The organism is Citrobacter arsenatis (genome assembly GCF_004353845.1).
GTDB classification, from domain to species: domain Bacteria; phylum Pseudomonadota; class Gammaproteobacteria; order Enterobacterales; family Enterobacteriaceae; genus Citrobacter; species Citrobacter arsenatis.
In genome coordinates this window covers 1,135,034-1,149,056 of record NZ_CP037864.1, presented here as the reverse complement: position 1 = coordinate 1,149,056, position 14,023 = coordinate 1,135,034, and the positions used below count along the sequence as shown (strand labels likewise).

General features: G+C 53.1%; 11 protein-coding genes. 5 read left to right on the top strand and 6 right to left on the bottom strand.

Going from position 1 to position 14,023, the window contains the following annotated elements; all coding sequences use genetic code 11:
• Positions 1-20: 20 nt before the first annotated feature.
• From E1B03_RS06360 to prpB, 3 genes are all read right to left on the bottom strand, one after another.
• Positions 21-1,472, bottom strand: coding sequence for a bifunctional 2-methylcitrate dehydratase/aconitate hydratase (locus tag E1B03_RS06360; RefSeq protein WP_133085867.1), 1,452 nt, complete (start codon positions 1,470-1,472; stop codon positions 21-23).
• 40 nt (positions 1,473-1,512) lie between these two features.
• The gene (prpC, locus tag E1B03_RS06355) at positions 1,513-2,682 is read right to left on the bottom strand and encodes a bifunctional 2-methylcitrate synthase/citrate synthase (RefSeq protein ID WP_103771038.1); all 1,170 of its coding nucleotides are present in this window, start codon (positions 2,680-2,682) and stop codon (positions 1,513-1,515) included.
• 80 nt (positions 2,683-2,762) lie between these two features.
• Positions 2,763-3,644: a methylisocitrate lyase gene (prpB, locus tag E1B03_RS06350; RefSeq protein WP_103771037.1), complete on the bottom strand. Its 882-nt coding sequence runs from the start codon at positions 3,642-3,644 to the stop codon at positions 2,763-2,765.
• A gap of 252 nt (positions 3,645-3,896) precedes the next feature.
• On the opposite strand from prpB, the gene prpR reads away from it, so the two are divergent.
• Positions 3,897-5,507, top strand: coding sequence for a propionate catabolism operon regulatory protein PrpR (gene prpR / locus E1B03_RS06345; RefSeq protein ID WP_133085866.1), 1,611 nt, complete (start codon positions 3,897-3,899; stop codon positions 5,505-5,507).
• A 33-nt stretch (positions 5,508-5,540) separates the two neighbouring features.
• On the opposite strand, the gene yahO is transcribed toward prpR, so the two are convergent.
• Positions 5,541-5,816 carry a DUF1471 family periplasmic protein YahO gene (gene yahO, locus E1B03_RS06340; protein WP_032942474.1) on the bottom strand — a complete coding sequence of 92 codons (276 nt, stop codon included), beginning with the start codon at positions 5,814-5,816 and terminating at the stop codon, positions 5,541-5,543.
• Between the two features lie 266 nt (positions 5,817-6,082).
• Here yahO and E1B03_RS06335 point away from each other — a divergent pair, with 266 nt between their 5' ends.
• The 4 genes from E1B03_RS06335 to E1B03_RS06320 all read left to right on the top strand — a co-directional run bounded on the left by E1B03_RS06335 (position 6,083) and on the right by E1B03_RS06320 (position 10,191).
• A complete protein-coding gene (locus E1B03_RS06335; RefSeq protein ID WP_103771035.1) occupies positions 6,083-6,715 on the top strand; it encodes a LysE family transporter in 633 nt (210 codons plus the stop codon).
• Positions 6,716-6,794: 79 nt separating this feature from the next.
• Positions 6,795-8,183 (top strand): diguanylate cyclase, encoded by a 1,389-nt coding sequence (locus E1B03_RS06330; RefSeq protein ID WP_103771034.1) that lies wholly within the window; start codon positions 6,795-6,797, stop codon positions 8,181-8,183.
• Between the two features lie 219 nt (positions 8,184-8,402).
• Positions 8,403-9,497 carry a 4Fe-4S binding protein gene (locus tag E1B03_RS06325; RefSeq protein ID WP_103771133.1) on the top strand — a complete coding sequence of 365 codons (1,095 nt, stop codon included), beginning with the start codon at positions 8,403-8,405 and terminating at the stop codon, positions 9,495-9,497.
• A gap of 184 nt (positions 9,498-9,681) precedes the next feature.
• Complete coding sequence (locus E1B03_RS06320) at positions 9,682-10,191, top strand: hypothetical protein (protein WP_246044142.1); 510 nt, start codon at positions 9,682-9,684, stop codon at positions 10,189-10,191.
• 558 nt (positions 10,192-10,749) lie between these two features.
• Here E1B03_RS06320 and foxA read toward each other — a convergent pair.
• Both foxA and E1B03_RS06310 read right to left on the bottom strand, forming a co-directional pair.
• A complete protein-coding gene (gene foxA, locus E1B03_RS06315) occupies positions 10,750-12,858 on the bottom strand; it encodes a ferrioxamine B receptor FoxA (RefSeq protein ID WP_133085865.1) in 2,109 nt (702 codons plus the stop codon).
• Positions 12,859-12,979: 121 nt separating this feature from the next.
• Complete coding sequence (locus E1B03_RS06310) at positions 12,980-13,963, bottom strand: helix-turn-helix transcriptional regulator (RefSeq protein ID WP_103771032.1); 984 nt, start codon at positions 13,961-13,963, stop codon at positions 12,980-12,982.
• Between the last annotated feature and the right edge of the window lie 60 nt (positions 13,964-14,023).

Here is a 14,023-nt window from a genome sequence, read left to right as displayed (position 1 = left end):
TACGCCTGATGAGTCGGGTTTCAGATAACAAATAAATCCATATACTCATTAACCGGCATCTGCTCCAGGCGAGTTCTGTCCAGGGAGACATCCAGGATGCGCTGCTGCTGACGGGTCGGGAATTGACGCGCCAGATTGATTTGGAACTTCTCGACCAGCTTAGGCATACCGTCGTGACGACGACGCGCGTGACCGATTGGGTATTCCACGACCACTTCTTCAAAACGTGAACCGTCGGTGAATTCCAGGGTAATGGCGTTGGCGATGGCGCGTTTTTCCGGGTCATGATAATCGGCAGTAAACGCCGGATCTTCGAAGCAGGTGATTTTCTCACGCAGAGCGTCAATGCGTTTGTCCTGCGCCACGCCGTCTTCGTAATCTGCCGCGGTTAAGCGTCCGAACAGCAGCGGTACGGCGACCATATACTGGATACAGTGGTCACGATCCGCCGGGTTATCGAGCGGACCTTTTTTATCGATGATGCGGATACAGGCTTCGTGGGTGCGAATGGTGACTTTCTCGATATCCGCCGCCGTTTTACCTGCGGCCTGCAGTTGCTCGTACAGCGTCATTGCCGCTTCTACCGCAGTCTGCGAGTGGAACTCGGCCGGGAAGGAGATTTTAAACAGCACGTTTTCCATCACGTAGGAGCCGTACGGACGCTGGAAGCGGAACGATTCCCCTTTGAAGGAGACATCATAAAAGCCCCAGGTTTTCGCCGTCAGCGCAGACGGATACCCCATCTCGCCCGTTTTTGCCATCAACGCCAGACGTACTGCGCGGGAGGTGGCATCGCCTGCCGCCCAGGATTTACGCGTGCCGGTATTTGGCGCATGACGATAGGTACGCAGCGACTGTCCGTCGACCCACGCCAGCGACACGGCGTTGAGAATTTCATCCCGGTTCAGGCCAAGCATCTCGGCGACCACCGCCGTCGAGGCCACTTTGACCAACAGAACGTGATCGAGACCTACGCGGTTAAACGAGTTTTCCAGCGCAATACAGCCCTGGATTTCATGGGCTTTAATCATTCCGGTGAGCACTTTTTTCATGGTTAACGGCGCTTTCCCCACCGCCACCGCATTGCGCGACAGCCAGTCAGCCGTGGCCAGAATACCGCCGAGGTTATCGGAAGGATGGCCCCATTCCGCCGCCAGCCAGGTGTCGTTAAAGTCCAGCCAGCGGATCATCGCGCCGATGTTAAACGCCGCCTGCACCGGGTCAAGCTGGAACTGGGTGCCCGGAACGCGCACGCCGTTCGGCACTACGGTCCCCGGCACCACCGGCCCCAGCAGTTTTTTACAGGCCGGATATTCCAGCGCTTCCAGGCCGCAGCCAAGGGTGTCGAGCAGGCAATAATGCGCGGTGTCGTATGCCACCTTCGAGGCGACCTCGTAGTTCATGACGTAATCAACGATATCAACGATTTCACGGTCAAATTCCGGGCGGACGTTCGAAATATGTGCAGACATAGGGTACATTTCCTGTTTTTTTATCTTTCGAGGTTTGGCATTAGCAACGTTTTTCAATCGCGACAAATTCGCGATCTTCCGGGCCGGTATAGTTAGCGGAAGGACGGATAATTTTGTTGTCCTGGCGCTGTTCGATGATGTGCGCCGCCCAGCCTGTGACGCGGGCGATGACAAACAGCGGAGTGAACATTTCAGTGGGGACGCCCATCATGTTGTAGGAAACCGCTGAGAACCAGTCGAGGTTGGGGAACATCTTTTTCGTATCCCACATCACCTCTTCCAGACGATCGGCGATGTTGTACATTTTCAGCGAACCGCCTTCCTGAGAAAGCTGTTTCGCCACACGTTTGATAACCTGGTGGCGCGGGTCGGCAATGGTGTAAACCGGGTGACCAAAACCAATCACCACTTCTTTGTTTTCAACGCGTTTACGGATATCCGCTTCGGCTTCATCCGGCGTTTCGTAGCGCTGTTGGATCTCCAGAGACACTTCATTTGCCCCGCCGTGTTTTGGCCCACGTAGTGCGCCAATTGCGCCGATAATCGCGGAATACATATCGGAGCCGGTCCCTGCAATCACGCGACCGGTAAAAGTGGAAGCGTTAAATTCGTGCTCGGCGTACAGCACCAGCGAAATATGCATCGCCTTTTCCCAGCTCTGCGACGGCTTTTCGCCATGCAGCAGGTGCAGGAAGTGACCGCCGATGGAGTCATCGTCGGTTTCCGGCTGAATGCGCTCGCCGTTATGGCTGTAGTGATACCAGTACAGAAGGATTGAACTGAGCGACGCCAGCAGCTTGTCGGCAATATCACGCGCGCCGGAAACGGTATGACCCTCTTTTTCCGGCAGCGTACAACCCAGCGCGGAGACGCCTGTGCGCATCACGTCCATCGGGTGCGAGGCGGCGGGCAACGCTTCCAGCACGGTGCGCACGTTAGCGGGCAACCCGCGCAGCGCTTTGAGTTTGCTTTTATAGGCGGTGAGCTCATCGCGGGTGGGCAATTTCCCGTGGATCAGCAGGTGCGCGACTTCTTCAAATTCGCACTGCTGCGCCAGGTCGAGAATATCGTAGCCGCGATAGTGCAAGTCGTTACCGCTTTTGCCTACGGTGCACAGCGCGGTATTCCCGGCGGCGACGCCTGACAGCGCAACCGATTTTTTGGGTTTAATGACATGGGTACTGTTTTGCAGGATCGTTGTGTCGCTCATGTTGTCCTCGTCATTTTTATAATATGTAGGGTGCAAATTTATTGCCGGATGGCGGCTACGCCTTATCCGGCCTACGACGGCTACTTTTTGGTGTACAACGCGTCGAGTTTCTCTTCGAACTGGTAGTAATTGATGCTTTCGTAGAGTTCGTTGCGCGTCTGCATAATGTCGATAACGCTCTTTTGCGTTCCTTCCTGGCGCAGCACGTTGTAAACCTTTTCCGCCGCGCGGTTCATGGCGCGGAAGGCCGACAGCGGATATAGCGCCATGGCGACGTTCGCGCTGCGCAGTTCCTCGGTGGTGAACAACGGCGTAGCGCCAAACTCGGTAATATTGGCGAGGATCGGTACCTGTACCGCATCGGCAAACTGGCGGTACATCGCAAGTTCGGTAATGGCCTCCGGGAACAGCATGTCCGCACCCGCTTCAACATAGGCCTGGGCACGATCGATCGCCGCCTCTAACCCTTCCACCGCCAACGCATCGGTTCGCGCCATGATCACAAAGTTGGGATCGGTGCGCGCATCCACGGCGGCGCGGATCCTGTCGACCATCTCTTCTTTCGAGACGATCGCCTTGTTCGGGCGATGACCGCAGCGCTTGGCACCGATCTGATCTTCAATATGCAGCGCGGCGGCACCGGCTTTGGAAATCGACTTCACGGTTCGCGCCACGTTGAACGCTGACGATCCAAAACCGATATCTGCATCCACCAGCAGCGGCAGCGGGCAAACGTCAGTGATGCGACGAATATCGGTCAGCACGTCATCAAGGGTAGAAATACCGAGATCCGGCAGACCCAGAGAGCCCGCCGCAACGCCGCCGCCGGAGAGATAAATCGCCTGATATCCGGCACGTTGGGCCAACAGCGCATGATTGGCGTTGATGGTGCCCACGATTTGTAATGGATTTTCTTTGCTGAGCGCGGCGCGAAACGCCAGCCCTGGGGAGTGTAGAGACATATCCCGTCCTCTTGTTATCAACTTGTTAGCATTCGTTGATTTATCTAAAGCAAGGGGTATGCCAAAGACCTTAATTTTTAATCATTTTCTATATTTCATTTTAAAAACAATGCATTAAGCTCGATCCTTGTATCTTTGTTGCACAAAAGCGTGTCAGCTATCGTTTCATGAAACGTTCCTTCACGTTTCATTGCAACATTTATGAAACACAACTAAACCCTAATACTCGGTTCCTTACTTTTTGGGTTGGTTATGGCTGATACGCATCTTCCACCGCGCGTGAACGACGACAAACCGGTTATCTGGACGGTTTCGGTCACGCGCCTGTTCGACCTGTTCCGCGACATCAGCCTCGAGTTTGACCATCAGGCGACCATCACCCCTATTCAGCTTGGTTTTGAAAAAGCGGTGACGTATATCCGCAAGAAGCTGGCCACCGAGCGTTGTGACGCCATCATTGCCGCAGGCTCCAACGGGGCGTATCTGAAAAGCCGTTTATCAATTCCAGTGATCCTGATTAAACCCAGCGGGTTTGACGTACTTCAGGCGCTGGCAAAAGCGGGAAAACTCACCACGTCGATTGGCGTCATCACCTATCAGGAAACCATCCCTGCGCTTCTCGCTTTTCAAAAGACCTTCAATTTGCAGCTTGAACAGCGCAGCTATATCACCGAAGAAGATGCCCGTGGGCAAATCAACGAGCTGAAGGCCGGCGGCACGCAGGCGGTGGTCGGCGCCGGGTTGATCACCGACCTGGCGGAAGAGGCCGGCATGACCGGTATTTTTATCTATTCAGCAGCTACCGTGCGCCAGGCTTTTGTCGACGCGCTGGATATGACCCGGCTGACGCTGCGCAGAAACGGTCAGTACGCCTCTGGCGATACGCTGCGCACCCGCTATGCGCTGGGGGATATGCGCGGTCACTCTGCGCAAATGGAACAGGTGCGGCACACCATTATGCTGTACGCCCGTTCGCGTGCGCCGGTGCTGATTCAGGGCGAAACCGGCACGGGCAAAGAGCTGGCGGCGCAGGCCATTCATCGCGAGTTTTTCACCCGTCAGGACAATCGGCGCGGGAAGCCCTCACCGCCGTTCGTTGCCGTCAACTGTGGCGCAATCACTGAGTCATTACTGGAAGCTGAACTGTTTGGCTATGAAGATGGCGCTTTTACCGGCTCCCGTCGGGGAGGACGCGCGGGCCTGTTTGAAATCGCCCACGGCGGAACGCTGTTTCTTGATGAGATAGGCGAGATGCCGCTGCCGTTACAAACCCGACTGCTGCGCGTGCTGGAAGAAAAAGAGGTCACCCGGGTCGGTGGACATCAGCCGATTCCGATCGATGTGCGGGTGATTAGCGCCACCCACTGTAATCTGGAGCAGGAAATGATACAGGGAGAGTTTCGTACCGATCTGTTTTATCGCCTGAGTATTTTACGCCTCATGCTGCCGCCGCTACGCGAGCGGTTGCCCGATATTCTGCCGCTGGCGGAAGGTTTTTTAAAACAGTCGCTGGCGGAACTAGACGTGCCGTTTTCTGAACCCGTGCGTAAGGGGCTGGGACTGAGTCAACCGACGTTGCTCAATTATGGCTGGCCGGGAAATATCCGCGAACTGCGTAATATGATGGAGCGCCTGGCGCTGTTTTTAAGCATCGAGCCGCAGCCGGAGCTGAACGTACAATTTTTGCAGCAGCTGTTACCGGAACTGGTCGTTGCAGCCGATTCCCCGCAGGTATCCTCATCGCTGACGCCGCAGCAGGTGCTGGCGCAATTCAATGGTGATAAAACCGCAGCGGCACGTTATCTCGGGATAAGCAGAACCACGTTCTGGCGCAGATTAAAAGAAAACCCGCCGGTACAATGACCGACGGGTAGCGTATTTTTTTACAGCTGCACGTTATTTTTTCTTGTAAATATTGGCTGTGCCATGGATTTTGTTATCCGTTTGGCCAGAGGTTAATACCACCACGTCAGCACCTTTCTCTTCAGCTTTCTTCAGAAGGTCTTCTTTAGCATCCGAAGTAGAGACTTCATTACTCGTTGAAATATCACCGATTTTTGTATACTGAGACTCAACCTTTTCAAACTCAACTTTCGTCATAAATTCCGCGGCATACGCGTTGGTCACAACAAAAGCTAACGCACCAATAAGTACTTTAATTCCAGTTTTCATATAAAAGCTCCAGATTTTGTTATATATGCCATCATCGCCCCCTGAACATTCGACATGCGAGTCAAGGATGATTAATAAGTAGTTCAGGCTGGCAAAAAGATCCAGAGCAGGCGGAAATATAAAGAGATTTTGCGAATCGTGAATTACATAAAACGCAGCGGCACTGCGTTTTCAACGCGCAGTGTGAGTAAATACGCAGAATGACGCACACACTAAAATTATAGTGTTAGCTGTCTCTCCCGTGTTTATTAATGGAATCGTTGTCTATGGAACCTTTACACGCCGTGGTACTCACCGTCAGCCTGTTTGTTTTAACGTTTTTTAACCCCGGTGCGAACCTGTTCGTGGTGGTGCAAACCAGCCTGGCCTCGGGACGACGTGCGGGGGTGATGACTGGTCTGGGCGTGGCTCTGGGCGATGCCTTCTACTCCGGGCTTGGCCTGTTTGGTATGGCGACGCTGATTACCCAGTGTGAAGAGGTCTTTTCGTTAATTAAAATTGTCGGCGGTGCCTATTTGCTGTGGTTCGCCTGGAACAGCATCCGGCATCAGGCTACACCGCAAATGGCAACGTTACAGCAGCCACTTTCCGCCCCCTGGTATGTGTTTTTCCGCCGTGGGCTATTAACGGATTTATCTAATCCGCAAACCGTGCTGTTTTTTATTAGTATCTTCTCGGTCACCTTAAGCGCTGACACGCCAACGTGGGCCAGGTTGATGGCCTGGGCAGGCATTGTATTGTCTTCCGTTATCTGGCGTATTTTTCTCAGCCAGGCGTTTTCATTGCCCGCGGTGCGCCGTGCGTATGGCCGAATCCAACGCGTTGCCAGCCGGGTGATTGGCGCCATTATCGGTGTCTTCGCGCTCAGGCTTATTTATGAAGGTATTAGCCATCGATAAGAGAGTTTAACTTGACCATCGTGAGGTAATTGTCCGTAATACCGCCTGAATTTTTAATCGCACGTTGAGTGGCAGTGAGATGGAACAGGTTGAACCGGTAAACGACACATTACTCCTTACAGAATGGCAGGCTTTGATACGCCAAACATCGCCTGACGTTCACACGCTCCTGACATCGTTAAGCGATGAAGAGATCCGTCATTTAGTGACCGTTTTTTATGACTATATGCTCTCCCACGCCCAGAGCGCATTGTTCCTCAATACAGAACAGGTCAGTACCCGCCTCAGCGGCAGCATGTTTGACTGGCTGCGCAGCGTCCTTGGCAGTGCGCATGAAGATCTCTCACAGCTGCTGGCCAAACAACGCAAAATTGGCGTGGTGCATGCCCGTATCGGCCTGCCCATCGATCTGGTGAACCGTGGCGCGCGTAAGCTCAAAGATGAGCTGTATCGGGTATTGAAAACCAAAGCGGACGACTCGTCCTCTCTGCTGAGCGATGCTATCTGTTTCAGCAGTCTGGCAATGGATACCGCACTGGAAGCGATGACCGTCTCCTATTCCCCAAGCCATCAAAACTCCCTGCATACGCAGGAGCAGTATCGTCTACAAACTATTTACGATGATGTTAACGTCGAGCGTGAGCGGCAAATCCGTTCGTTTACCGACTGGGAAAATCAGTTTATCTATAACATTGCCACCGGAATGCCTTTCGGAGAGATGGTGTTTCTGGCGAACTCTGATTTTGGTATGTGGTTATCGCATAAGGGAAAACATATTCTTGGCAACAGCAATTTGCTCAACGAAATGGAAACACTGATTGCAGAGATCGATACCCGTTTGACGACCACCCTGTCACCTCAGCATCAACCTACAGAGCCCGAGCGGATGAGCTTATTACAGGATGTTCGCCAGCTCTCGGCAAAAATCCATTTCCTGCTCGCCTCAATGTTTGAGGCGCTGGTTAAGCAGGAAAATGGTAAAGATTCGCTGACCCAGTTGCTTAACCGCCGCTTTATTCCGACCATCATGCGGCGCGAGATCTCGCTGGCGTTACATGCGCGAAAACCTTTTAGCCTGGCGATGCTGGATATCGACTACTTCAAGCAAATTAACGATAACTTCGGGCATAATACCGGCGATGTGACGCTCAAAAACGTCGCTGCGGTTATTTATGATCATATCCGTAGCAGCGATTACGTGTTCCGCTACGGTGGTGAAGAATTTATGATTCTGCTCGTCGAGTCAGATGAATCGCAGGCCAGCATTATTCTGGAAACGCTGCGTATGAAAATTGCCGAGATGCGCATGGCGGCCTCAGCGACAGAAACGTTTTCTATTACCGTCAGTATTGGTATTGCCGAATATGACTATCATCCCGACTACAAACAGCTGGTTGATAAAGCCGATCGCGCACTTTATCAGGCAAAAAGTAATGGTCGCGACCGCGTTGAGGTTTTTCAGGAATAACCATTCCCCTACAGAGAAATAAATACCCCGTTCAGGGTATTTATCTGACCTTTGATAAATATCGGGCTGTTATTATTTTTCAGGCATTTTGGTGTGATAAAAATAACAGCCGCGTAATAAGATGCAAATCAAATACACCAAATCTAAATAGCGCTAGCATATCCCGGTGATGACGCCTTCTGAATGCAGAAGGGGAAATATGAGGGACAGTATAAAATCATGAACGGGAAGAAGAGAACGCGCTGGCAGCGCCGCCCAGGCACGACCGGAGGCAAACTGCCGTGGAATGACTGGCGCAATGCCAGCAGTTGGCGAAAAGCCACCCAGTTTCTCCTGCTGGTTATCAATATTTATATTGGTGTGACGTTCTGGTATTGGGTCCGCTATTTCGAAACCGCCGGCGCCAGCGTCTATATGCCACGGCCCGGCGGTATTGAGGGATGGCTACCCATCGCGGGCTTGATGAATATCCGCTATACGCTGGAGACCGGTTTTCTTCCGCCCATCCACGCCGCCTCCATGCTGCTGTTAGTTGCGTTTATCCTGATCAGCCTGTTGTTAAAAAAAGCCTTCTGTTCGTGGTTGTGCCCGGTGGGTACGCTTTCCGAACTGCTCGCTAATCTGGGGAAAAAATTATTCGGTCGCAACTTCACGCTACCGCGCTGGCTGGATATCCCGCTGCTCAGCCTGAAGTATCTGCTGCTGAGTTTCTTCTTGTATATCGCCCTATCGATGCCCGCTCAGGGTATCCAATATTTTCTGACCTCTGCCTATGGCATCATCATTGATGTCAAGATGCTCGATTTCTTTCGCCATATTGGTTCCGCCACGCTCATCTTCGTGGTGGTTATCAGTATTCTGAGCTTGTTGGTTCGCAACGCCTGGTGTCGTTATCTGTGCCCATATGGCGCGCTGCTTGGCCTGTTCTCGCTGCTTTCGCCGTTTAAAATCCGCCGTAATGCCGACAGTTGCATCGACTGCGGAAAATGCGCGAAAAACTGCCCGTCGAATATCCCGGTCGACAGACTGATTCAGGTGCGTACCGTGGAATGCACTGGCTGCATGACCTGCGTTGAGTCCTGTCCGGTGGCCTCAACGCTGAGCTTTTCCCTGCAGACACCGCCGGGTACACAAAGCAACGGCAAATCGTTATGGCGACAGACGGTGCTGTCGGGGGTTGCCATGACAATACTGGTGCTGGGAATTCTGTTTGCCGCCGTGGGTTATGCGATGTATGCCAATGTCTGGGATACACCGGTCCCCGATCACATGTATTTTCAGTTGATCCCGAAGGCAAACATGATCGGCCATTAATTCTTTATTAGCACGTTCAAAAACCCTGCCAATTCTGGCAGGGTTTCCCGCCGATTACGCCATTTTAAGACTATTGAACTTGTGCCGTCGCGTCCCCGTTTATACAACCTTTAATATCACCCGTAATCATTTTTTCTATTTTGTTATGGGCGACTGGGACCACTATAATGAACGGGATAACATCATGACTAAAATAAAACTGGCACTGCTATTACCTCTGTTTTTGGCAGGTTGTACGATGAGCGACGGAGAATTAAGAAACGCTTACGCGCAGCATTATCAGCAACCAGCCGCCTATGTCGATACCTATAAGCAGAAAATAGCTGGCATGGATATTAATGCGCTTGCCCAATACGCCGCCGCAGAAGATAAGAAAAAAATGCGTGGGCAGCCAAGACTGAAAATCGACGAATTTATTACCATTGAGAACGTGCAGGCGAAAGGAAATCGGGTGGTCTACGATTACTCGCTGTCCGAAAGCTGGCTGGCGCTGTCCGCAGATAAACAGCGTGAAAAGCAGACCAATATGAATAAAGACCTGATCTACCGTACCTGCTCGCTGGAAACGGTACGTCTGGCGCAGGCGAAAGGGCTGGAAGAAGAGCATAACTATTACAGCCAGTACCCAGGCAAAATCGCCTTTACTCTGAGAACCAGCGCGCAGATTTGTATGCAAAACGGTTTTACAAAATAGCCGCAATCACTATGCCTGATGCGCTGCGCTTATCAGGCCTACAGTTTGCACGTTCCCGTAGGCCGGATAAGGTGCCAGTGCGCAGATTTGTATGCAGAACGGTTTTACAAAATAGCCGCAATCACAATGCCTGATGCGCTGCGCTTATCAGGCCTACAATCTGCACGCTGCCCCAGGCCAGATAAGCCGCCTGTGCGCAGATTTGTATGCAGAACGGTTTTATAAAATAGCCGCAATCACTATGCCTGATGCGCTGCGCTTATCAGGCCTACAATCTGCACGCTGCCCCAGGCCGGATAAGGTGCCAGCGCGCAGATTTATATGCAAAACGGTTTTACAAAATAGCCGCAATCACTATGCCTGATGCGCTGCGCTTATCAGGCCTACAGTTTGCACGCTGCCCCAGGCCGGATAAGGTGCCAGCGCGCAGATTTATATGCAAAACGGTTTTACAAAATAGCCGCAATCACTATGCCTGATGCGCTGCGCTTATCAGGCCTACAGTTTGCACGCTGCCGTAGGCCGGATAAGGCGCCAGCGCCGCATCCGGCTAAAGCATCAGAACTTCCAGGATACGCTGCCAACAATGCTGCGCTCGGCGCCGAAGTAGCAGTATGAGAGCGAGTTACAGGCCGCCACGTAGCGTTTGTCGGCCAGGTTATTGACGTTCAACTGCGCGCTCAACCCTTTAATGCCAATATTCGTTAAGTCGTAGCCGATCGCCATATCCACCAGCGTGTAGGACGGCAGGGTGTGAGTATTCAGGCGATCGCTGGTAATACCATTCACATAACGTACGCCTGAGCCCAACGTCAGGCCCTCCAGCGGACCGCTTTTCACATCGTAGCTCAGCCAGGTACTGGCCTGGTTACGCGGCGCGTAAACCGCGCGCTTCCCCTGCTCTTCAGGGCTGCTTTTCTTATAGCGAATGTCGGTATAGGTATAGGCCGCCTGCAAACGGAAGCTATCCGTCAGTTGGCTAATTGCCTCCAGTTCCACCCCTTCAGATTCAATTTCCCCAATCGAGCGGTACGGATCGGTCGGCTCTTCTTTGGTGGCGATATTCGTCTGATTGATACGGAATACCGACGCGCTGAACTGACTATTGAGTCCTTCTGGCTCATATTTCAGTCCGGCTTCCCACTGCTTGCCTTTCATCGGATCCAGCAGATTGCCGTTCTCATCGGCAAAGCTGGTTGGCGTAAAGGCGGTGGAATAACTCACGTACGGCGCAAAGCCGTTATCGAACAAATAGAGCAGCGCGGCGCGGGTACTGAAGTTGTTTTTATCCAGATCGCTACGGGTATCGTTGATCTTATCAATGTTAGAGACGCTGACCTGATCGTAGCGACCGCCGAGCGTGATACGCCAGCGATCCCATGACATCTGATCCTGCAAATAGTAGCCGGTCTGGCGCAGCTTGTGTTTCTCACGCGCATACATGTCGATGTAATCAGGCTTCGCGCCGTACACCGGATTAAAGGCATCAATCGGCGGGAACGCACCGTAGTAACCGGTGGTATTGTTGCTGCGATCCTGATAGTCGATCCCCACCAGCAGACGGTGGTTGACCTGCCAGGTATCAAAGCTGCCGTCGAGCTGGTTATCCAGCGTAATCGCCGACATTTTTTCATCGGAGCCGGAGTAGCCGCGATTAAGCTCGGTTTCATTCAGCCAGCCCGCCGCATACACCTGATTTAGCTCAACGTCGGTATGCAGATAGCGCAGCTTTTGCCGCACCGACCAGCCGCTATCAAACAGGTGCTCAATGTTGTAGCCCACCATGTTTTCACGGCGATCGTATTTGTCGTAGTCATCCTCACCTTCGTAAAAGGTGTTGGAGATCTTTTGTCCGTAATGCGGAACCACAGTGCCGTCATACGGCAGGCCAGAGTGGCTACCGCCTTCCGGATCACGGTGCAGATAGGCCATCAGATCCAGACGCGTCTGGTCGGTGATACGCCAGGTCAGGCTGGGCATCAGCGCGTAACGTTCTTCCTTCAAGGGACCAAACTGAGAGTCCGCGTAGCGCGTCATTCCGCTCAGTCGTGCCGCCACGCGATCGTTGTCATCCAGCGCCCCGGTGACGTCAAACGCCGCGCCGCGCTGGTTATTATTTCCCGCAAACAGCTTCACTTCTCCGCCTGCATCAAACGACGGCTTACGGGAGGTCAGCGCCACAATACCGCCCGGAGAGGAACGGCCATACAGCACGGAAGCCGGGCCGCGCACCACTTCGATATCTTCGAGGAACCACGGATCGACCACCAGCGAGCTGTGAGAGTTGGTGTCGCCCATCATCTTCAGGCCATCAAGATAGACGTTGTCCAGGCTGCCGTCAGAAAAGCCGCGCAGCACAATGTAGTCAAAGCGGTTGGAGGCGCCAATCTGATTGCTGTATACCCCCGGCGTATAGCTAACGGCCTGACGCACGCTGGTTGCGCCCTGCTCTTCAAACTGTTCGCGGGTAATGATGGATACCGATTGCGGGGTTTCAATATCCGGCGTGGCAAGCTTCGTGGCCCCACTCTGCATTTGCGAGGTGACAACCACCGTATCGTTTTTTGTTGTTTCCTGCGCCAGCAGAGGAAAGGCCACGCTGCCGGTAACCCATCCTACCAGCAGCGCCAAGCGAGTCTTCGCGAACATGAATATCTCCAAAGGCATGTCTAATTGTAAGTGAGAATTATTACCTTTTTGCTGACAGAGATAGCTATGCCGGATGCCAGGTTGCCTATGCGCAGTGCCAAATTGTCAGGGAATCACGTGCGTAAAACGCAAATATGGATTAGCAAAGTTTGAGCAAGTCGCCCGGCGAAAAGCCGTAACGGCGACGAAAAGCGGTAGAAAAGTTGGTGGCGTGCTGATAACCCGACATCCAGGCCGCCTGCTGTACGCTGTATCCTTCCAGTAGATAGCCGCGCGCACGTTCCAAACGGCAATCGCGCAGGTAGTCGAATACCGAACAGCCATAGGCTGCGCGAAACTTACTACGCAGGCTGCTGGGGCTCATCGCTGCGCGTTGGGCCAGTTCATTCAGGGTGTAGTCATTTTCGGGGTTCTGCTCCAACAGACGGCGAACGACCTCCAGCCGCTGCTGCTCACCGCTGGCCGCAAGGCGCTTGCCGCTCTCAACCTGACATACGCTAAGGCCATGGCCGAACAGTTGCAATATCAACCCTTCCAGCATCAACTGGCGAGAAACATGGCTAATCGTGCTCTGCTGCGCGTACTGCAGTCCGCTGAGTAAAAATCCCGGCACCTGCCAGATAAGCGTTGGTGTCTGGCATCTTTCCCACTCACGCATCAACGATTCGAGCAACCCCGTGCGCCACGCGCCGTCGGGATACAGACCAAGCGATAAGGTTCGCAGTTTGCAGTCGGCATGATGGCGGGCGCGCATCGTCTGGTGCTCGCTCAGACGTGAGCTAAATGCCATCCCGGAACGCACCACATGCTCCTGCCCGTTGAGCGTCAGGATCACGCAGCCTTCCAGTACCACCAGCATATAGAGAGGACTGCTGTGACGGGAGGTGGTTTCGTAAGGTTGCAACACCTGGACATCAGAGTGCGTTACACACATCCCGCAGGGGAGCGTCATCTCCTCAACCTCACCTTGCAGAACGGGGCTGCAGGAGAGCAAATCCGGCTTTTGCGCCAGCAGAGGGAAGCGGTAATCAATCCCGTAACGCTCGCCAAAATCCATAAACTCGCTGACGGAGAAGGTGCGGGCTACGCGTCTGGACGCATTCAGGGCGGTGGTGTTGTTCATGCTGTCTTCTGCACAGAAAATGGGATTAACGGGTTATGACTGGAACAACATACCATTACC